General features: G+C 66.1%; 12 protein-coding genes. All 12 read right to left on the reverse strand.

Annotated features, from left to right (window positions below):
• Position 1: 1 nt before the first annotated feature.
• On the reverse strand, positions 2 to 1,579 hold the full coding sequence (locus tag AC3WQR_RS09645; protein WP_062474792.1) for a hypothetical protein: 1,578 nt from the start codon (positions 1,577 to 1,579) through the stop codon (positions 2 to 4).
• The gene (locus tag AC3WQR_RS09650; protein WP_492741852.1) at positions 1,576 to 4,449 is read right to left on the reverse strand and encodes a type VI secretion system Vgr family protein; all 2,874 of its coding nucleotides are present in this window, start codon (positions 4,447 to 4,449) and stop codon (positions 1,576 to 1,578) included. Before AC3WQR_RS09650 ends, AC3WQR_RS09645 begins: the two co-directional genes overlap by 4 nt.
• A 153-nt stretch (positions 4,450 to 4,602) precedes the next feature.
• Positions 4,603 to 5,199, reverse strand: a complete 597-nt coding sequence (locus AC3WQR_RS09655; protein WP_492741853.1) for a hypothetical protein — start codon at positions 5,197 to 5,199, stop codon at positions 4,603 to 4,605.
• A gap of 30 nt (positions 5,200 to 5,229) precedes the next feature.
• On the reverse strand, positions 5,230 to 6,147 hold the full coding sequence (locus tag AC3WQR_RS09660) for a DUF6708 domain-containing protein (protein WP_492741854.1): 918 nt from the start codon (positions 6,145 to 6,147) through the stop codon (positions 5,230 to 5,232).
• Positions 6,148 to 6,153: 6 nt separating this feature from the next.
• Positions 6,154 to 9,474 carry a T6SS effector BTH_I2691 family protein gene (locus AC3WQR_RS09665; protein WP_492741855.1) on the reverse strand — a complete coding sequence of 1,107 codons (3,321 nt, stop codon included), beginning with the start codon at positions 9,472 to 9,474 and terminating at the stop codon, positions 6,154 to 6,156.
• On the reverse strand, positions 9,467 to 10,411 hold the full coding sequence (locus AC3WQR_RS09670; protein ID WP_492741856.1) for a DUF4123 domain-containing protein: 945 nt from the start codon (positions 10,409 to 10,411) through the stop codon (positions 9,467 to 9,469). The genes AC3WQR_RS09665 and AC3WQR_RS09670 overlap by 8 nt, the downstream gene beginning before the upstream one ends.
• 11 nt (positions 10,412 to 10,422) lie before the next feature.
• Entirely contained in the window at positions 10,423 to 13,254 is a 2,832-nt protein-coding gene (locus tag AC3WQR_RS09675; RefSeq protein ID WP_492741857.1) for a type VI secretion system Vgr family protein, read from the reverse strand.
• A gap of 38 nt (positions 13,255 to 13,292) precedes the next feature.
• Positions 13,293 to 16,019 carry a type VI secretion system ATPase TssH gene (tssH, locus tag AC3WQR_RS09680; protein WP_492741858.1) on the reverse strand — a complete coding sequence of 909 codons (2,727 nt, stop codon included), beginning with the start codon at positions 16,017 to 16,019 and terminating at the stop codon, positions 13,293 to 13,295.
• Between the two features lie 41 nt (positions 16,020 to 16,060).
• On the reverse strand, positions 16,061 to 17,182 hold the full coding sequence (gene tssG, locus AC3WQR_RS09685; protein ID WP_492741859.1) for a type VI secretion system baseplate subunit TssG: 1,122 nt from the start codon (positions 17,180 to 17,182) through the stop codon (positions 16,061 to 16,063).
• Positions 17,146 to 18,996: a type VI secretion system baseplate subunit TssF gene (gene tssF / locus AC3WQR_RS09690; protein WP_492741860.1), complete on the reverse strand. Its 1,851-nt coding sequence runs from the start codon at positions 18,994 to 18,996 to the stop codon at positions 17,146 to 17,148. The genes tssG and tssF overlap by 37 nt, the downstream gene beginning before the upstream one ends.
• Positions 18,997 to 19,025: 29 nt before the next feature.
• The gene (gene tssE, locus AC3WQR_RS09695) at positions 19,026 to 19,517 is read right to left on the reverse strand and encodes a type VI secretion system baseplate subunit TssE (RefSeq protein ID WP_062474770.1); all 492 of its coding nucleotides are present in this window, start codon (positions 19,515 to 19,517) and stop codon (positions 19,026 to 19,028) included.
• 109 nt (positions 19,518 to 19,626) lie between these two features.
• The gene (locus AC3WQR_RS09700) at positions 19,627 to 20,139 is read right to left on the reverse strand and encodes an Hcp family type VI secretion system effector (RefSeq protein WP_062474768.1); all 513 of its coding nucleotides are present in this window, start codon (positions 20,137 to 20,139) and stop codon (positions 19,627 to 19,629) included.
• Between the last annotated feature and the right edge of the window lie 37 nt (positions 20,140 to 20,176).

A 20,176-nucleotide genomic window follows, 5' to 3' on the forward strand; every position in this document is an offset into this window, starting at 1 on the left:
TCTAGACGTTCCATTTCATTTTGTCGATGTCGTACCCACGCAATGCATAAGGCGGAAAAAATGCCAATCCCTGCATCCGCCTTCCGCCGCGCGCTCTCGCCTTCTTGCTGTTTTTGGCATTGGCGGGTTGGCATCCATAAAGCCAGCGAAGGTAGCCAATTTTCTGGATATCGCTGAGCTTTTGCGGCACTCTCCCAGTGGTCGGGTCCGGCGGAAAAACGGTAGTTCGCAGACGTTGATCGATCCACGTTCGACTCATCTGCTTCACCCCCGTCGTCGTCGTCCCCAGCTTGTTCTTCCATTCAATGTCCTGAAGCTTGTTGCCCGACTTGACGTGATAGCCGAACTTGGCCTCCATCACCACAAAGCGCGGGAACGTGGCAGGCTTGCCCGTCACCGGGTTGAAGTCTGAATCGATATCGCCGAAGGGCTTGATGCTGCGGCTGACGGCCGCCTTCGCAATCTGCTCCCCAGGTATCTCCACATCGAGTTCGTCCAATATCCAGCCCAGGCTGTTGGGGATGCCGTTGTAGTGCGGTGGCAGCAAGGTTCCACCGGTCACCACACTGGGCTCTTTTTCGAAGAGGCCATCGATACCCTGGTCCGAGCCGAAGAACGCGCTGGTGTCGCGCTTGGATGTGTTTGGCGCTGGGAAAAGACGCGAGTAGCCCATGAAGTTGATGAAGTAATTGTCCACGCAGCTCTCGCACAAGTTGCCGTTGATCTGCGCGTACATCCAGTCGAGCAATTTGTCCGGAATCTTGTCCAGCACCTTGGGGTTCGTGATGTTGGTCGCGGCGTTGTAGACCACATGCTGGAGCTTGGCAACGGCTGCAGCCACCCAGATCTGGACCTGCTTGAGAGCGCTCGTCACCCAACCACTGATCTTGGCGTACCACTCGCTGATCACCTTGGACATCTTGGGCAGATAGCGCCCCACCGCAGCCCCGATCTTGTCGAATATCTGGCGCAGCAGCGAATTGATCTTGCCCGCGTAGGACGGAAAGTTCAGTCCCTTGAGGTATCCCAGGGTGTCGCCGGTACCCAGGAACCGCAGCATCGCCGCGCCTTCACCCGTCTCCAGCGCGGCAACCGCAAAACGCATGTTGGCGAACTTCGGCAGCATCCGGTAGATCACCTTGCCGGCCCGTCCCACGTAGGGGATGCACAAGGCGGCAGCGGCCATGCCCAGCTCCACCAGGGCACCCTTGGTTTCCTCTGCCGTGTCGTCCTTGGAGTCGACCAGCAACGCCAAGGCGCGCAACACGTCGCGGAAGTCCTCCAGAATCCAGATGGCGATCTGCTTGCCGATGGTCAGCGGATTGATCAGTTCGACAAGGCTGAGTATTTCAGCGAACAGGTCGGAGACCCAGTTGCCTTGCTCGCGCAGGTAGCTTTTCAATGCGTCGGAGCCATTGAAGTTCAGCTTGTCGAGTTCGATCGTCCAGTCGTCCACGGTGTCCGCAGCGCTGCGCGCGCCCTTGGCCGCCAGGTCCCGCACCCAATCGAACGCGTCGCTCAGGTAGGTGTGCGCATGCGCGTCTTCGAGACTGACCAACTCACCTCTGTCGCCGCTCATTTTTTGACTCCCTGTTCAACTTGATCCGCGAACGCCGCCGTGAGCGCGCTGCGCCATGCCGAGACGTCCGCTTGTGCCTTGTCTTTGAAATGCACGGAGGGGTCGATCGTCTTCATCTCCTCGTATTTCACCTTGACCGGACCCGGTGGCACGTTCTCCATTCGAGCATGCCCCTGTGCGTCCAAGTTGCCGCTGCGAACAGAACCATCGGAAAAGGTCGCGGTGTACTTGGCGCCTGCGACGGGGTCCAGATCGGCATAGTGATAAGTGAGTGCGATCCAGTTCTTGAGGTCCATCGCGTCGGACGGTAGTTGCGGCAACTCCACCGAACCCCGCCCCGGCCCCACAAAGCTCTTGCTCGTCCCCTTCACATCTAGCAGCCCCGGCATCTTCAAGGTGATGTTCACCCCATTCAGCTCGATGCTCGTCTGCCCGCCCTTGAGCGTGATCTTCTGCTGCGCCAGCACATGGATCTCGTCATTGCTGCTGGTGACCGTGAAGCCTTCCTTGGCCAGCCATTCGAGTTCGTCGGTGTGCGCCTGCACGCTCACCGGCCCGTCTTGCGCGATGACCTGGATGCCACCTTCGTGGCTGTAAAGGCCCACAGATTTGGCGGCCGCAAAGCTCACGGTCTTGCCCGCCGCGATATGGGCCTGCGCCTGCGCGGTCCAGTGGATGGCCTCGCCCGCGTACACAGTCGCGCTGGCGGGCGTGGCCATGCTCAGGCTCATGGCCGCATCGAGCACCATGAGCGGCCTGGCGAAGGCGGGCACCGGGTCTTGCCCTTCGCGTGAGCCTGCGCCTTCTCCACCCTTGGGCTCGCGCGCGTCCTGTCCGTTGACGCTGCCGAGATAGTGCCCGTTCTTCTGCGGATCGATGTCGTCGATCAGTAGCTGCAGCAGCGCCGTGGCGCTCAGCGCCAGCGCCTTCGCGCCGCCGGCCGCATCGGACAGCTTCTGCGCCTCGCGCAGCGCGCCCGCGAGCTGGCCGCGCACGCTGGTGGTGTCCTGCACGCTGCCCGTTGCCCGTTCCTGGGCCAGCGTGGAGATCAACAAACCCTCGCCGGCGCGCGTGGCGACCCAGGCGTCGGAGCGCAGCTCGGCGCCGCTGCCGCGCCAGGCGCCGCGGCTGCTCTCGTCGGGCGACTGGGCGTTGAGGTGGCCCAGATTGAGCTGGCTGGCCGCGTGCGAGCTGGCCAGGCGGGTGCGCACCTGGCCGGGTGCGTCGTCGGCGATCCACTGGTTGTAGCCGCTGCCGTCGAGCGCGCGGCTGTGCCAGCCCGAGAGCACGCCCGCATGGTTGGCGGATGAATCGGTGCCAGCCGACCAGGGCGGCAGGTCCTGTCCGTTGTAGAGCTGCTGAGCGACCACCGGCCGGTCGATGTCGCCTTCGATGAAGGACACGAGCACTTCGGAACCCACGCGCGGCAGGTGGTGTGCGCCCCAGTTCGGGCCCGCAACGGGTGCAGCCACGCGCAGCCAGACGGACTGGCGATTGCTCGCGTGGCGACCGGCAGCGACGAGGCTGCCTTGTCCGCTGCTCGCCGATTGCTGCTGGCCTGCACGCTGGGCCTGCCAATGGAAGCGCACCTGCACACGATGGTCGCGCTGCGTGTGGACTGCGGTCGGCGCCTCGTCGTCATCGCCGCCGACCACGAGCGCGACCATGGCCTCGGGGGCCGTGGGCTTGGGGCGCCACAACGGCACGACCTGTGCCTCGGCCGGCTGCGCCTCGAAGCTGTTGCGGTAGCTGCCCTTCTCGAGCTCGCCAGCCTCGAGCACCTGCGCCGCCTGTGCGCCGAGGTTGTTGGCCGCTTCGTGGCGCACGCGCAGCGCGAGGAATCTGCAGCCGTCGTAGCGGTCGTGCTGCGTCAGCGTGAAGCGCTCGCCGGCACCGAGCTGTCGCACGCTGCCTGCGGCGCCGTGGCGCTTGATGCGCGATTCGAAGGCCACCAGCTGCTGCTCGGCGCGGCGGGCGGCGGTGGCGCTGTCGGCGTAGCGCTGCGCGCCGGTGCCGTCGTAGTGCTCCAGCACGGGCACCTCGCCCATGGCCAGCGCGCTCTGCACTGCGCCGGTGGGGGCCTGCAGCACGCTGGCGTCCCAGGCGTTGCGCATGACGGCGTTGGTGGTGACTTGGCGCCGGCTGCTCCAGGCGGTGATGGCGTCGGTCGCTTCGGTGGCGTCTGCGCGGTGGAAGCGAATCTGAGAAAGGGCGCAGTCGGGCGGGGTTGCCGCGCGGTCGAAGATCACCAGGCGGTGGTGCGAGGGCGTGGTGTTGCCGCTCCCGCTGCCTGTCGACTGTTGCTGCTCGTGCTCGAAGCGAAAGCTCAGGCCTTCTTCCGCCAGCAGGCGCAGCACGAAGGCCAGGTCCGACTCGCGGTACTGCACGCAGGTGGGCCGCACGGGCATCTCCTGCGCGACTTCGAAGCTGAAGCTGGCGGTCGTGTGGTCGGCGAACACTTCGCTGACGATGTCCTGCACATGCTTGGCGGCGTACACGAAGCTGTCGCGGCGCAGGCCCAGCGCGGCGAGCCAGGGCTGCAGATGCAGCCGGTAGCGCGCCAGACCGCCGTCACCGCCCAGCGCATCGACGGCCGTGAGGTAGCCGTGCCAGGTGCGAAAGCTGCCGTTGGCCAACAGCAGGCGCAGGCTCAGCTCTTCGCCGATCAGCGCGAACGGGTCGAACTCGCTCGAGGTGGCGAGGGTGTCGATGGTGAAGTCGAAGAGCTCGTTGACGCCTTCGCTGCCGGTGAAGCGCTCGACGACGACGGCGTTCTGCGGCGCCGACGCGGGCAGCTGCAGCTTGATGAGCCGCGCCTGCTCCGAGAGCCGTGCGACGTTCAGGCCTTCGAGCTTCCATGGCGTCGGCATGAAGCTGCTTGATGTGTCTGATGACATGGATATCCACCTCCCTGGTGTCAGTGCCGGTCGTGCCGGTCTTCGTTCGATGCATGGCCGCGCGCGATCTTCCCGCCCTGTCGGTTCAGGGGCTGGCCGATCGACATCGCGTGGACCGGAAAAATCCTAGTTCGCCAACGTTGCATGTGCGTTTGCTGTGCCACAGCTGAATGTCATGACCGCAGGCGGCGGAAACACGGTGTTCGATCCGAACAGCCGGTAGCGCTTTGCATTGATCGTGACGGTCTGGGTGAACGAGCCGGTCAGTCCCAGGCTGGACGCGGTCGGGTTCGTCTCATCGAAGCTCAGGCTTTGCGCAGACAGGAACGGATCTTTGGGCATGTCGAGGACCACATGAATGGCGGCCGTCGGAATGGTTTCATTTCCAAGACGGATTCCGAACCAGCTGCGCGTCACGAACGTGGAGGACTTTTCCAGCCACGCGTCATGGACCGAGCAATCGCCAAAAGACGGCGCATCGAAACGAAGCTTCGCCAACAGCCGTCCCTGGGCCCGGCTCTCATCGCTCGATACCGCGGTGGATGTATCGGAGGTGCTCACGCTCATCCTATAGCCGCGATAGGCCACCGCCGATGCAACAAGGAGTGCCACGGCACCCGCAGCAAGCAGCGCAAATCTCTTCACAGGTCGCGGGCGCCGCATGGCGCGGGAATACGGTCGGCGGATGTCATGACGGTCGTTGCCTCCACGGATCTGGGACATGAAAGAACTGTCTCGAATGGCAGGCGTCCGTCATTCGCGAATGCCTGCCAAACGACGCACCTCTTCTTCGCTCAAGGCCAACCCGCCAGCGGCGGCGATGACCTCTGGCGGGAATTGCGGCAACTTGCCCGTCCCCGAGCGCCGCAGGCTCTCGCCCGCCTGGATCGGCGGGCCGCCTTCTTCCATGTAGCGTCGAATGTGCTCATACAGGCGCCAGAGCAATTCATCCTCCCACCAGCCCTTGTAGCCAATGGTCACGATCTCCTTGCATTGCCTGGGTTGCCTGGGGTCACCCCACAGCAGCGCCAGCAGATAGGAAGAACGCGCCGCTTCGCCCGTGATCTCGGTGAGTTGGTAGCTGCGCGCATAGGCGTCGTCCCAGCGACAGGTCTTGACCTCGCCAACGCCTGCGCGCTGCCAGACCTTCCAGAACCTCATCGGGATGACGGTGAAGAACGAAACCTCCCTGGTCTTGCGATTGAAGAGAACCGGCAGATCGCGGGGCGTCAGGAATCCGACTCTGAAGAAAAAGATGGCCGCAACCAGAAAGAAGAGCGCTGCCATCGTCGAAACCATGGACATCAACAAGTTCAGGACGTAGTCCGACCTGCTTGAATCCAGATCCATGATGGATTCAAACGCCCCCCATCCGAACATGCAGGCAGCGAATCCGATGAGGGCTGCATACAGCCCCATCATGAATGTGATTTCGGTCGTACCCGCCGGCGCGCCAACAACGATGGCGTTCGAATGAATGCCCAACAAGGAATCGCACGAACTCGCCTTCCCATGCACGGGCTCGCGCTTTTCACGCGAGGCGATGCGCCAGGGAGACTTTCCTCCCAACAGGCTCTTCTTCTGGACTTTCTCGACGAACTCAAACTGCGGGTCGGGCGCATTCCATTGCGGCAGCCGAATGTCGTAGTCCGGATTGTTTTCACGGCTCATGATCTGTCACTTGGCGAGTGACTCATCGACAATGAGCTCGCCTCCTTCAGGTGCATCCCAGATCCTCACATTGCCCTTGATGCCGCTCATCGCGTCGCGGCTCATTTCCACCCGTCGAGTGATCGATTCATCATTGATTTCCAGCGGAAATATCTTGGTCTTCGGCCCTTCGACGATCTTGTCCTGCGCGTTCAATTTCCACTGCTTGCGCTGATCCGGCGTGCCAGTCACTTCAAACCCGAGTTCGTATTTCACCAGCTCACGCAACTGAACCGGGATGAACAGGCGCGTCCATGCTTCGTATGTGTCCGTGGGAACGTTCACCAGGATCGGGGCCATGCCAACCGAGCGTCCTTGCAAAGTCGTCTTGATTCCCGCATAGAAATCGACGCGAACACCCAGCAAGACCTTGTTGAGTTCATTCTGTTCCCTCTGCAAATTTCCCCACTTGTCACTGGCTTCGCCCCAGATGCTTCGCTTCACCCATTCGACAGTGGGCGCATCGTTCAGCAACATGGCGATGAAACCCGCAATCAAGCCCAGCCCGAGAAGCAGCAATCCCCACCCCGTCCAGGACAAGCCCCAACCGGCCGCCACGGTTCCCGTGATCCAGCCTGCAGTTCCGGCCACGTACATTCCACCGGCGATGGCTGCACCGACAAAGAACAGGCTTTGGGCAAGGTACAGGGCCGATGCATCGGAATCTCCTTTTTCTTTTTCATTTCTGTGCCGCAAGAAGGCACTCACAGCGTCGAATAGAAGCGATATCGCCGACGCGCTCCCCGCCACCAATTTCAATCCCAGCGCCGACGCCGTCTTGCCGAGTTGCTTCGCGTACGCCTCGCTGATTTCCAGCAGCGCGCCGGTCACGCCCAGCCCCGTCGTCAGCAAGGTGATGCTGGCGTAGGTGCGCTCTTCCTGCGTACCCGTCTCGAGCGTGTGCCAGGTCTTGCTGATGGACAGCACCTGCAGCAGCGCGCCGGCCGCGGAAAACGTCGCACTGCCCTGCTTGAATACGGCCATGCTCTCGCGCATGACGTCCGAGCCCGTCTTGCCGACCCGGCGAGCGAAATCGGCCACGGCGTCGGCCGACGCACCGGCCGCTGCTCGCGCGTCCGAGCCGGCCTTGGCCCCGGCCGCAGTGGCCGCATCCACCGCCCCCGGCGCGGCGGCGGCACCCTGGCGCACGGCGACGTAGACGTCGATCAGCGCGTTGGCCGTGCCCGGCCTGCCGCCGACGTTGAACCACATGGCGCCGCCCAGGACCAGGCTCTTGACCTGCTTGCTGTCTGCCGCATCGGCAGCGCGCTGCGCCAGGCCCCGCACCAGCCCCATCTGCTGGCGCCAGTAGGCGGCCGCCTTGTCCAGCGAGATGCTGAATTTGTGCACGGTCACGCCCGCGGCCTTGCCCAGCGTGTTGGTGATCGATTCGGTCAGTGCCTGCAACTTGTCGCGCAGCGGCGCCGGCAGTTGCTGGAGCTTGTCCAGCGCCATGGAGGTGGCGCCCACGACGGTCAGGGTCAGATGGCCATAGGTGGACGCCAGGTTCTTCAGCAGCGGCAATTGCTGGGCGAGCCAGCGTATCTCGGGCACGGCACGCAGCAACGCCTTGTCGCCGGCCGGCAAGGGCGTGCCGGCGGCGACCGCTTTCTCGATTTCCTCGATCAGCTTGAAGAGGTTCTTGATTTCCTTGTGGACCTTGGTGGGTTTGAAGGCCTCCTGGAAACTCTCGAAAGCCGACTTCTGGTTGCCCAGCAACGACCGCACCAGCAATGCCTCCTTGTCGTTGGGGTCCTTCAGCAGGAAATCCTTGAACCACTCGGTGCCCTTGTCGGTGATCGGCCCACCATGGGTGCACATGCCCACCGCGGCGGCGTAGAAGATGCCGTCACTGGGTGTCGCCTCGTCGAAGTCGAAGCCGGTGATCAGCTTGCGTTGCTCGGACTGCAGCCAGACCTGGTAGTCCAGCTCCAGACGTTCGAGGCGTTGGCGGTCTTCCTTGATCTTGGTCTGGTAGCTGCCCAGGAAGGTGCGGTGGGCGGGTTTGCGCTTGCCCCCCGTGACCCCGTCCAGAATGTCTTCTTTCAGGCTGGTGGCCTGCCGGTCGATCTGCGAGGCGCTGGGGAAGCTGATGATGCCGCGCCCATACACGCGGGTGCGGCCATCGCCATTGATGTCGTAGGGGTTGTATTCGTACTTGGGCTCCAGGGTGGCTTCGGGCGGGAGCTTTCCTGCCGCCTTCATGTCCTTGAACTCCTTTTCGCCGACCTCCTTGCCATTCAGGCCGGCGTACTGCGGATCGGTCAATGGCGCCTTGCGCGCCTGCGCCTGCTCGTCGGCCCGCTTGAGAAGCCCTTCGATGGTCAGCGCCGTTTGCAGCTTCTGGTAGCCGGACGTCTGCGTGATGACCCATTCGGCGGCATCGTTGCACAGGGTGATGCGGCGCTGGGCGGTTTCCGCGGTCGCGCCGATCGGGTCGATCAGGCCGACGATCATGACGTCGTTGGGCGAGTAGGGCTTTTTCTTGCTGGCCTGGTTGCCGGCGGCCAGGATTCGCTGGGCCTCCGTATGCAGGGTGCCGGCCGTTTCCGGGCGCGTGTGAGGCACGCCCGGCTTTCCAGAACTGGGCAGCGGTGCAAACGGGTTGCCGCGAAGCGCCGACGCAGGGCGACTGGGGTCGTAGTCGGCCACCGCAGTCTGCACCAGCTTGTCGGTCAACGGCAGGGATTGACTGCACGATGCGTCGGGCGCATCGATCTTGGTCATTCGCTTGCGACGCAGCGTCTTGTCGTTCCCGTACAGATGCCGAACCTCCGGGCTCCAGAGATGGTCGCTGTAGGCCACCCAGACCTTGCCGGCGTTCTTGGCGTCCTGGATCACGAACAGCATCGCGCTGGCGTACGCGGCGGTGCGACTGCAGGAAAAGGCCTCTTCGTCCTTGCCCGAGGCCGAGCCTTCGAGAGGGTGCGGGGTGAGGTAGCCACCTTCATGCACCTTGAAGGCTTCCCAGCCGCGTTGGCTCTTCAGGGTCGGGGTGTGCGACTTCTCGTAGTAGGCAATGACATAACCGGGGCGCAGCGTTCTGGCGACATGCCCCGACGTTGGCAATTGCGGCGCGGGGATCTTGGAATCCATCAGCACCCGGGTCGTTCCGCTGCGCGCCGCGTTCTCGGCATACGCCTTGTCGGCCACACCAGGACGCACCAGAAGCACCGGGAGGCCGGCTTTCTCGCAGGCCGGGCAACCTCCTGTCGCGCAGGCGGGCGTGTTGGCGGCCGCCTTGTTCGCCGCCGCCGAGTAGGAATTGAGGGCCATGGTGCTAGCCAAGGTGTTCTCCCTGTGCAGTCTGTTGAATGGAGGCCCGTGCGAACGCCGGGTCGAGCTCGGCCCGGATGGCGTCCCAGCCTTGAGGGTCGGGAATATCGTCGAGCGCCTCGGCGAGCGATGCATCGCCTCCGATGGCACGAGCGATGGCCGTGCGCACGATCGGGTGCGTCGTCAGCTCGGGGTGGATCTGCAGGACGTAGGCGCCCAGCAGGACCCGGTCCTGTCGTTTGACCACGCCTGCGGCAATGACCGCATCTGCGGCCCGCGACGCCTGCTGCAGGTGGTCGGCCGGCAGCACGCCGGCAAAGCGCTGCCAGCCCCGCAGGAGGTCGTGCACCGTTTCGCTCTTGAGCGCATGGTTCCATTGCGCCGTGCTGAACCGGGCCGACGCCGGGTCTGGACTGGCATCGGACTGGAAAAGCACCAGCTGCGTGCACCTGTCGAGGCTGTACCAGCGTTGCACCGGGCCGAGAAGGCTCGCCTGCTGTGCCGACGTGAGTACAGGCCACATCCACTGCATGACCCTGCGATCGGCCCAGCGGATGAGCTGCGAACTGCGTTGCCCCCAGAACCCACCTTGCATGACGCGTGCAAGGTGGCGAACCAGCGCGTCCACCGGCGCGGCAGTCAACAGCCATCCGCCGAGCGCGAACCCCTGCGTGCGCTCGGAGTCTGGATCGGCCTGTTCATCTGCTGCCTGTGCCAAGCTGGCTTCGAGCAGCCGCGTGTCATGCGGATGCAGGTGGATCAGGCGGGGGAGTTGCCTTTCCTTGAGCAGCGGATGGTGAACGGGGACAGGCCATGTCTGGCGCGACTCCGCTTCCAGCCACTCGGCGGGAAAGGGCTCGCGCAGCATCGGGTCGATCAGCACGTAGGCCGAGAGCGTCTCGTCCTCCTGCAATGATTCACCCAGTTGCCTGGCAAGGCGTTCAAACATGGGTGGCTGCCTCACAAGGCGACGGCGCCGCTGGCCGCGGCGTCGTCTTGTTTGGGGCACGGTTGCAGGTCACTGCCGGAGAGCGAGTTGCTGCTGCTGTCCCCTTGCGGCCCCACGAAGTTATGCATCCCCCTGAACGTCACCTTCCCCGGCGCATGGATCTTGATGCTCGATCCTTCCAGCTTGATGTACGCCCCCGCGCTCGTCAGCAGCACGTGCTTGGGCGCCTCCACGGCCACGTCCTTCGCCGTGCTGGCGATCGTCACTTTCTTGTCCGCCGCGATCTTCGTGGCGCCGGTCTGGCTCTGAAGGCTCACCTTGCCGCTGGCCGCATGCAGCGCGATGCCGCGCTCCTGGTTCGGCTCGCCGCCTTCACCGGCCTTCGCGCCCACCGTGTACAGGCTCACGCCGCTGGCCACGCTCAGGGCGATCTGCCCTTGCGCGGGCAGGTCGACATCCTGGCTCGCGACGATCGCGGTGTGCTGCCCGCTCACGGCGATCACTTCCTTCGGCGTGACGAAGCCGATGCCCATGGGCGCGCTGAACTGCAGGTGCGGCTCGCTGTACGCGGTGACGCTGCCGTGGCCGCCTTCGGTGGCCTTGATGTCGCCGCCGCCTGAACCAGCGTTGCTGCCCGATGCCGCAGCACCACCTTCCTGCTTCGCCTCCAGCACTTCAGCCACATGCTTCAGCGCGGCGATGGCCGGCAGTTCGCCCGGAGCCCCTTCACCCTTGATCTGCGCCTTCTGCGTCTGCGCACTCTGGGCGAGTGACGTTGCAAGTTCTTCGGCCTGTTTCGTATGCTGCTGTGCTTCGCGGCTCGCCATGAACGCGCCCTTGGCGTTCGGCTGGGCATACGCGCTCACGAGCAGGCCGGCGCCCGCGCGGATGGCGCCTTGCGCGGTGGTCGCCAGCTCGGCACCGTGGCCGCGGCCCTTGCCGCGGGCGTTGTCGTCCTGCTGCTTGTGGTGGCCCAGGTGCAGGCGGCTGCTGGCCTGGGTGGTGGCCAGGCTGGTGCTGCCCTGACCGGGGGTGTCGTCGAAGACGAGCTGGTTGTAGCCCCCGTCGCCGCTCTGGCTGGCGCTCAGTTCCTGGGTCTTGATGCCGCTGAAGACGGCGTTGTGCGCGTGCTCCTTGGCGCCCTTGCCTTCGCCGGCGAACCACGCCGGCGCGTTGCCGGTGGACTGGGCGGCACCCGCGGGCTTCTGGTTGTGCTGCGCGTCGACCTGGCCGGCGCCGTTGTACAACGCGGCGACGACCACGGGGCGGTCGATGTCGCCGTGGTGGAATTCCACCAGCACTTCCTGGCCCACGCGCGGCAGGCTCAGCTGGCCCCAGTTGTCGCCGGCGGCGCTGGCGGCCACGCGCACCCAGGCGCCCAGGCGGTCCACGGCGGGCGCGTTGTCCTGGCCGTCGGTGCGCGACTGGCGCGCGCTCGACGCACTGCCGCGCTGCCAGTGGAACTGCACCTTGATGCGGTGGTCGCGGTCGGTGTGAACGGGCGCATCGGCGCCACCCACGCCGATGACGATGGCGCTCTGGCTGCCGTGCACGCTGGGCTTGGGGTGGATGCGCTGGCCGTGGCCGTCCAGGCTCAGCGGCCGGTAGGGGATGGCCGCGCGCACGGTGGTGAATTCGTTGCGGTAGTGGGTGACGGCGTCTGCGGTCGTATCGCCGTTACCGCTGTCGAACGCGGTGGCAATGTCGGGCAGGCCCAGCCGCTCGCCGATGCCGGTCTTCAGGTCTTCGTCGAAGTTGTTGCGTGCGATGTGGCGCACGGCCAGCACGGCGAAGCGGCGGTCCTGCTCGCTGTCCTTGTCGTGCTGCTCGTGTCCGCTCAGCGTGAAGGTGGTGGCCGGGGCCAGGGTGCGCACGGCGCTGCGGCCTTCGAAGCGCTTGTTGCGCAGCTCCAGTGCCTGCAGGGCGTTGGCGAGCAGGCGCTCGCCCTGCGCGGAGGTCTCCCAGCCGTAGGCGCCGGGGTCGTCGCTCCAGTGCAGGGTGCGCTGGCCCGCGGCGCGGCTTTGCTGTTGCACGGGACGTGCGTTCACGCTCTTGTAGTCCCAGCTCTGCTGCGCGAGGCTGTTGGTCTGCAGCTGGCGGTGGCCACGCCACTGCTGGATGGTGTCCTCGCGCTCGCTGGCATCGGCACGGTGGAAACGAATGGTGGGCTGGGCATTGGCGCGGAAGGCGCCGTTGTGGTCGGCGATGACGAGGGAGTGGCTGCCCAGCGCACCGTCCTTGCCCGTGGCGTGCTCGAACCAGTAGCACAGGCCCTCTTCCGCCAGCAGCCGCGCGACGAAGTCGAAGTCGCTTTCCTGGTACTGGGTGGTGATGCCGCGCACGGGGTAGATGTCGCGCTGGGCGATCTCCCAGCGCCACTGCGGCGCGAGTTGGCCCTGGCTCTGGTAGCGGCCGAACACGGCATCGACGATGTCGAACACGTTCTGGTGCTGGAACAGGCAGCTGTCCTGGCGATACCTCAGGAAGGCCATCCACGGCTCGATGACGATGCGGTAACGCGCCATGCCGCCGTTGCTCGACACGCACTCGGCCTCGCTCACATGGCCGTGGAAGGGGCGCAGCTCGGTGCGGCTTTGCGCGGTCTGCAGGTCCAGGCGCACACCCTGGCCGATGAGGCTCTTGAGTTCGATGTGCGCGTCGTCGCTCAGCGCGGTGAGTTCGAAGCGAAAGCCGCCGCCGTCGATGCACTCCACGCCGTCCAGGCGCTCGGCCAGGAGCTTGTTCTCGCCCAGCGGCGTGTGCAGCACCAGCAGGCGATCGCGCTGCGTGGTGCCCGCGCGCATGAGCCCGCCGAGCGAGGCCGATGTGAAGGTCGTCGTCATTGTTTTTGTTCTCCCGTGGGCACGCGCGGCGGCTGCGCCTAGGTGATCCGGTAGCGGAATTCGCCGCCCTTGCCGCAGCTGGCCTTGATCTTGGCCAGCGGCGTCTCGTCGGCCATGCGCGTGAGCACGGCCTCGGCGATCTCGGGCAGCAAGGTGCCGTTGAGGATGTGGTCGACGTTGCGCGCGCCCGAGTCGACCTCGGTGCAGCGTGCGAGCACGGCCTCGACCAGCGCGTCGTCCCACTCGAACACGGCCTTGTGGTTGGTCGCGATGCGGTCGCGGATGCGGCCCAGCTTGAGCGCAATGATCTGCTCGAGCACCGCATCGGTGATCGGGTAGAACGGCGCCACCTTCATGCGGCCGAGAAAGGCCGGCTTGAAGGCCTTCATGAGCACGGGACGCAGCGCGTCGGCCAGGGCGTCGGGCGCGGGGCGCTCGTCGTCGGCCTTGTTGAGGCAGGCCTGCATGATCTGCGACGAACCGATGTTCGAGGTCAGGATGATCAGCGTGTTGCGAAAGTCGATCTCGCGGCCCTCGGCGTCGTCCATCATGCCCTTGTCGAACACCTGGAAGAACATCTCGAGCACGTCGGGGTGGGCCTTCTCGACCTCGTCGAGCAGCACCACGCTGTAGGGCTGGCGGCGCACGGCTTCGGTGAGCACGCCGCCTTCGCCATAGCCCACGTAGCCGGGCGGCGAGCCCTTCAGGCCCGAGACGCTGTGCGCCTCCTGGTACTCGCTCATGTTGATGGTGATGAGCTTCTTCTCGCCGCCGTACAGGATGTCGGCGAGCGCGAGCGCGGTCTCGGTCTTGCCCACACCCGAGGGGCCGACGAACATGAACACGCCGCGCGGCTTGTTGGGGTCTTCCAGGCGGGCGCTCGCGGTGCGCACGCGCTGGGCCACGGCGGCGAGCGCGTGGTCCTGGCCGATGACACGTTCGGCGAGCAGGGTGTCGAGGCTGCGCACGGTCTTGATCTCGTCCTTGACCATGCGGCCGAGCGGCACGCCGGTCCAGGCCGAGACGATCTCGGCGACGACGTGGCCATCGACCTGCAGCGGCACCATCGGCGTGGTGCCTTGCAATGCGCGCAGTTCGGCGAGCAGGGCGTCGAGTTCGTCGCGCGCGGGGTCGGCGGTGGCAGCGGTTTTCTTTCGGCTGGCGGCGCGGGCCGGCGCCTTCTCTGCCACGGCGGATACGGCCTCGGGCTGCTGAGCGGCCGACTCGTCGCGTTGCGCACGCAGCGCGCGGATGCGTTCGACCAGCGCGTTCTCTTCGGCCAGGCGCTGCTGGCTCGCGGCCAGCTCGGCCTGCAGTGCGCTCTTCTTTTCCGCGAGTTCGGCCAGGCGCGCTTCATGGCGCCCGCCGGCCGCGGTATCGCGCACCAGCGCGGCGCTCTCGGCTTCGATGCGTTCGAGGCCGCGGTTCGCTTCTTCGATCAGCGCCGGCGTCGCGCTCTGGCCGAGCGCGACTTTCGCGCAGGCCGTGTCGAGCACGCTCACCGCCTTGTCGGGCAACTGCCGTCCGCTGATGTAGCGGTGCGACAGGCGCACGGCCTCGGTGATGGCTTCGTCGAGCACGCGGATGTTGAAGTGCTTCTCCATCAGCGGCACCATGCCGCGCAGCATGGCGGCGGCCAGTGTCTCGCTGGGCTCCTCGACCTTCACGACCTGGAAGCGCCGCGCGAGCGCCGCGTCCTTCTCGAAGTATTTCTTGTACTCGCCCCAGGTGGTGGCGGCGATGGTGCGCAGCTCGCCGCGCGCGAGCGCCGGCTTGAGCAGGTTGGCCGCATCGCTCTGCCCGGCCTGGCCGCCCGCGCCGATCATGGTGTGGGCCTCGTCGATGAAGAGCACGATCGGGTGCGGGCTCTTCTTCACTTCGGCGATCACATTCTTCAGGCGGTTCTCGAACTCGCCTTTCACGCTCGCGCCGGCTTGCAAGAGGCCCATGTCCAGCGTGTGCAGCGCCACGGCGCGCAGCGACTCGGGCACGTCCTGCGCGGCAATGCGCAGTGCCAGCCCCTCGACCACGGCCGTCTTGCCGACGCCGGCTTCGCCCGTGAGGATGGGGTTGTTCTGGCGCCGGCGCATCAGGATGTCGATGACCTGGCGGATCTCGGTGTCGCGGCCGATGACGGGGTCGAGCGCGCCGTCTTTCGCGCGCTGCGTGAGGTTTGTGGTGAACTGGTCGAGCGCGGGCGTCTTGCCGGGCACGCCCGCGGCCAGCGGGTCGGCCGGCGCTTGCTGCGCGTCGCCCTCGGCGGCCGCGCCCGAGGCGCTGGCTTCCGCTGCTTCGCTCGAGCCGTCGGTGAGCTTGTCGAAGTCGTGCTTCAGGTCTTCGAGGCGGATCTTCGCGAACAGCGGCGAGCCGCGCTGCGCCAGCTGCGCGAGGTCGGGCTGCGTGAGCAGTGCGAGCAGCAGGTGGCCCGAGCGGATCTGTGCCGCGTGCGCGTCGAGCGAGGCCAGCAGCCACGCCTGCTGGAACAGCTGCTGCAGGTGCTGCGAGAACACCGGCGTGCGCGTGTTGCCGTTCTTGAAGGTCTGGATCTCGCGCTCCAGGTCCGACTGGATCGCGGTGGCGCTGATGCGGTTGGCGCGCAGCACGCGCGCGAGGTCGTTGTCGGTCTGCTCGAGCAGCGCCAGGAACAGGTGCTCCAGGTCCACCTCGTAGTGGCCGTGGGCCAGGCACAGGTTGGCGGCGCGCTGCGTGGCCATGCGGGCGCTGGCGTTGAGCTTGGTGATCAGTGTCTTCAGCGAGGTGCTCATGAGCGGTGGTGTTCTTCTGTCGGTCGTGTTCGTTGAAAGGGTCACTGCAGGGGCTGAAGCTCGTACTGCGTGTCGCTGCGGTCGCCCTCGGCCTCGCGGGTGGTGATGAAGCTGTCCCAGCCGAGGTGGCTGCCGCCGCTGTCGCTGAGCTGCACGGCGGCGACTTCTTCGCGCGCCAGGATCAGGCGCACTTCGTATTCGCAGGTCACGCCGGCCAGCAGCGCCAGCATTTTTTCGAGCGCCTTCGCATGCGCGCGGCCCGGAAAGAACTCGCGCAGCGCGCTGCGCTTGAGCGGGCCGATCCACAGGCGGATGCGCAGGTCGCGCTGCCAGATGCGCTCGCCCGCCATCGCGTTCTGGCCCAGGCTCACGTTGCCCTCGCCCAGCCTGGAGCGCTGCTGCACGGGCATGTCGTACCACTTGCCCAGGAACTGCTCGATGCGGATGTGGCTACGGAAGTAGTCGGACAGCACGCGCTGCAGGTACGCCGCCGACATCGGCCGGTGGCGCACCGCGGCGGCGTAGCCGGCCACGGTCTCGTCGAACACGGTGCCCGTGCCGTCGGTCAGAGGATCGCGCTGGGCCGTGTGCTCCAGCCCGGCCATCGACAGCAGCACCGGCAGGTAGGCGCGGCTGCGCTCGTGCTCGTAGTGCAGCGGCAGGCGGTACTTGCGCCAGGCGGCATAGAAGAGCGCGGCAGCGCGGTTGCTGAACACGTCGAGAAAGGCACGCGCCGAGCTGTCGCGCAGATGCTGCTCGCGGCGCATCAGCATCTCGGTGTAGACGATGGGCAAGGCGCCCGACACGCCCAGCATGCCGAACGCGGCCGGCGTGAGTTCGATGCGGCTCAGGCCGTGCTCGTCCTCGTGCGGCAGCGGCGGCTCGCACAGCTGCGCGCCCGACATCAGCTCGCCCACGGCATCGCGCACCGCCAGCGCCTCGATCTCGCTGGGCGGGAAGTTCAGGCTCGTGGAGCTGCGAAAGCGCACCCAGCGCGGCACCATGCGCTCGCCGGGCACCAGGCGCTGGTGCACGTCGCGCTCCTGCCGCTTGAGCAGCATGAGCTCGATCAACCGCACCGCCTGGAAAAACTCGAAGCGGTAGGGTTCGCGCAGCAGCCTTTCGGCTACAGGAGGATCGATTCGCCGCTGCGGGGCTTGCATCGCACCAGCTCCTCCTTGTCGCGCGCCGAAACGATCACCAGTTGGGTGAAGCTGTTCAGGTGCACATAGAGACCGAAGAAATGGTCCATCACGCGGGCAAAGGCCTGCAGGCTGCTGCCCACGAAGCCGGTCTCGTCGACCGTGAGCTTGAGCTCGATGCCGCGCACGAAGGTCGCGAAGGGCTTGCCCGGCAACCACTGGGTGGTGGCCTGCTGCTCGATCGCGGTGATGGCCTCGATCTGCCGCGCCGACACGGCCGAGCGGCCCAGGTCGTACAGCCGCAGCATTTCCTTCAACGCCGGCAGCCCGCTGGTGGCCAGCGACAGGTGGTTGAGCGACAGGTGCGACACCAGCCGCCACTGCACGCCCTTGCCGCGCGGCATGCGCAGCGTCTGCGTCGGGCGGCGCAGCATGCGGATCGAGCGCGCCACCGAGTTGCCCTCGATGAACAGGTCGCCGCCGGGCAGGCCGAAGGCCAGCGAGTGCGGCAGGTCGCGGTTGGTGCAGGTGAGGTCGATGCTCAGCGTTTCGGTCTGCGGCAGCGAGGGCTGGAAGTCGATGTCGACGATCGAGAGCTCGGTCTCGTAGCCCGGGCTGCGCTGCGCCACGAGTTCATTGCGCCGCGCAAACCAGTAGTGCTCGGCCTCCTTCGGATGCTCGCCGTGGTGCAGCGAGTAGAAGGGCCGGAACTCGATGTACGCGTCGCCCTCGGCGGTCTGCTTCACGAGCTTGACCGAGTCGATGCTGTAGACCTCGAAGCCGAAGGCGCGGCGCGCGTCGGCCACCACCGGGTAGGCGGCGGCGGCGTGCGTGACACGGATCGGGTCGCTGCGCTGCTTGAAGAGGTTGATGACGGGCGTGCAGCCCAGGCGCAGGTTGCGGCTGGACACGCCCTCGAGCAGCCGCGCCGTGGGCGAATCGGCGCGCACGCCGGTCATCACCAGGTGCAGCGTGATCGAGCGGCACGAGCCGATGTGGCGCAGCGCGTTCGCCAGGTCGATGTCGACGAAGTTGAACTTCTCGGGGAACGCGAAGTACTCGCTCAAGAGGCGGTACGCGGGGTGCGAGCGCGCCGGCAGTTCGATGAGCGCGTCGGCCTCCTCGAAGCCGACCGGGTGCAGCGCCTCGCCCTGCACCAGCGTCCACTTGCCGCTGCGCTCGGGCTCCACGAAGACGGCGGTCGTCTTCAAAAAGATGGCGTCGGCCAGCGCCGTGGCCAGCGATGGCTCGGCGTCGATGAAGGTGCGCAGGCGCGCCAACGTGAGCGCCAGGGTGCCGAGCGACTTCTGCTCGCCGGTGGCCTCGAGCGTGACCGAGAGGCAGCCCGTGGCGTTGCGCGGCAGCGAGGCCTGCGCAGGCGCATTCACCACCGAGTGATAGACCACGTTCGACACCTGCACCGCCGCCAGCGTGACGTCGTACACGCTGCGAAAGCGGCAGGCGCCGCCGCGCACCGGCTGCGAGGTGAGCTCGGTGCCGCGCGCGATGGTGACGGGCTTGCTGAGCTTGGCGAGCGCCGCGCCGCCGGCGTCGAACTGCGCGATGGAGCACGACGGAAAGGGCCGCAGGTAGTGCGGGTACATCACCTCGAGCAGCGCTTCGGTGAGCTCGGGGTAGTCGTCGTCGAGCTTCTTGCTGATGCGGGCCGTGAGCAGCGCGAACGACTGGATCATGCGTTCGACGTGCGGGTCTTCGCTGGCGTCGGCCGAGATGGCCAGGCGCGCGGCGATCTTCGGGTAGCCCTTGGCGAACTCCTGCGAGTAGCCGCGCAGGAAGGCCAGCTCGCGTTCGTAGAAGGGCAGCAACTCGTCCATGGTGTGCGTCGTGTGCGCGGATCGTGGCGCTAGGCGTACCGGCTCTTGCCGGTGCCGCGGGTGATGGAGTACTGCAGCGTCGTGGGCTGCAGCATGGCGTCGAAGTTCACCGGCTCGGCCAGCTCCGGCAGCACGAGCAAGGCGGTGATTCCGAAATAGAGCATGTGGGTACTGGCCTGGCCGTCGACCTCGAGCGACACCGAGACATCGCGCAGGCGCGACTCGTGGCGCGCAATGGCCTGCTCCAGCGAGCGGCAGATGAACGAACGGTCGTAGTGGCTGGCCAGGCTCAGGCCCGAGAAATCGCTCAGGCCGTAGGTCATGACGGAACGCCGGCACTCGGGGTAGGCCTGGAGCTTGGCGTCGTCGAAGACCATGCGCGTGTTGAGCAGGGATTCGAGGTCGCGTGCGACCACGTTCTTGACCTCGTCAAGCGACAAGTGCCGCAGCACCGGCGAAGCCGGCCCGCGCCAGTCGTCATCGAACAGCTTGTCGAGCAGGCCCGGTTCGAATCCTGTCATGGGTCACTCCCTGTCTCTCGCGTCGGACAACGGGCAAGGCGCCGCGCGAGGGGCGCGGCGCCAAAAAGAAACCGCGGCCTGCGCCGCGGTCGTCATTGCCCGACTGGCGTCAGACCGAGTAGGTCTTGTCGTTCTTCGTGAGGCTCCAGGCGCCTTGCGAGTTGCCGCCCTGGTTGCCGCCGATCTTCTGCTGCGTGTACTTCCACTGCACGGCGGCGTACTTCAGCGAGAAGGTCTCGCTCGGCACGCTGGCCACGTCGGTGCTCACGACCTTCGGGTTCACGCTGGCGATCAGCACGTACTTGAGCTTGATCTCCATGTACTGCACGCGCTTGCCTTCGCCGTCGGCACGGTAGAACTGCACCGTGACTTCGTCGAAGGTGGTGCCGCCCGACGCGTGCTGGTACAGCAGCGGGCTGACGACGTCCATGTCCTTCGTGAAGATCATCTCGCCGTGCTCGCAGCGCTCGGCGGTGTGGCCGCCGGCGGTCGACGCGGTGGCCGAGCGCGGTTGCACGATGCTGTGCTGCCACGAGCTGACTTCGATCCAGTCCTTGTGGTCCTTGTCCTGCGACTCGCCGTTGATGGCCGGGCTGCCGAACTTGACGTAGATATCTTTCATGTTTCTTCCCCTTCTTGATTGATTGATTACTGACAGT

This window comes from Variovorax sp. FW305-3-2-15-B-LB1, assembly GCF_058787635.1.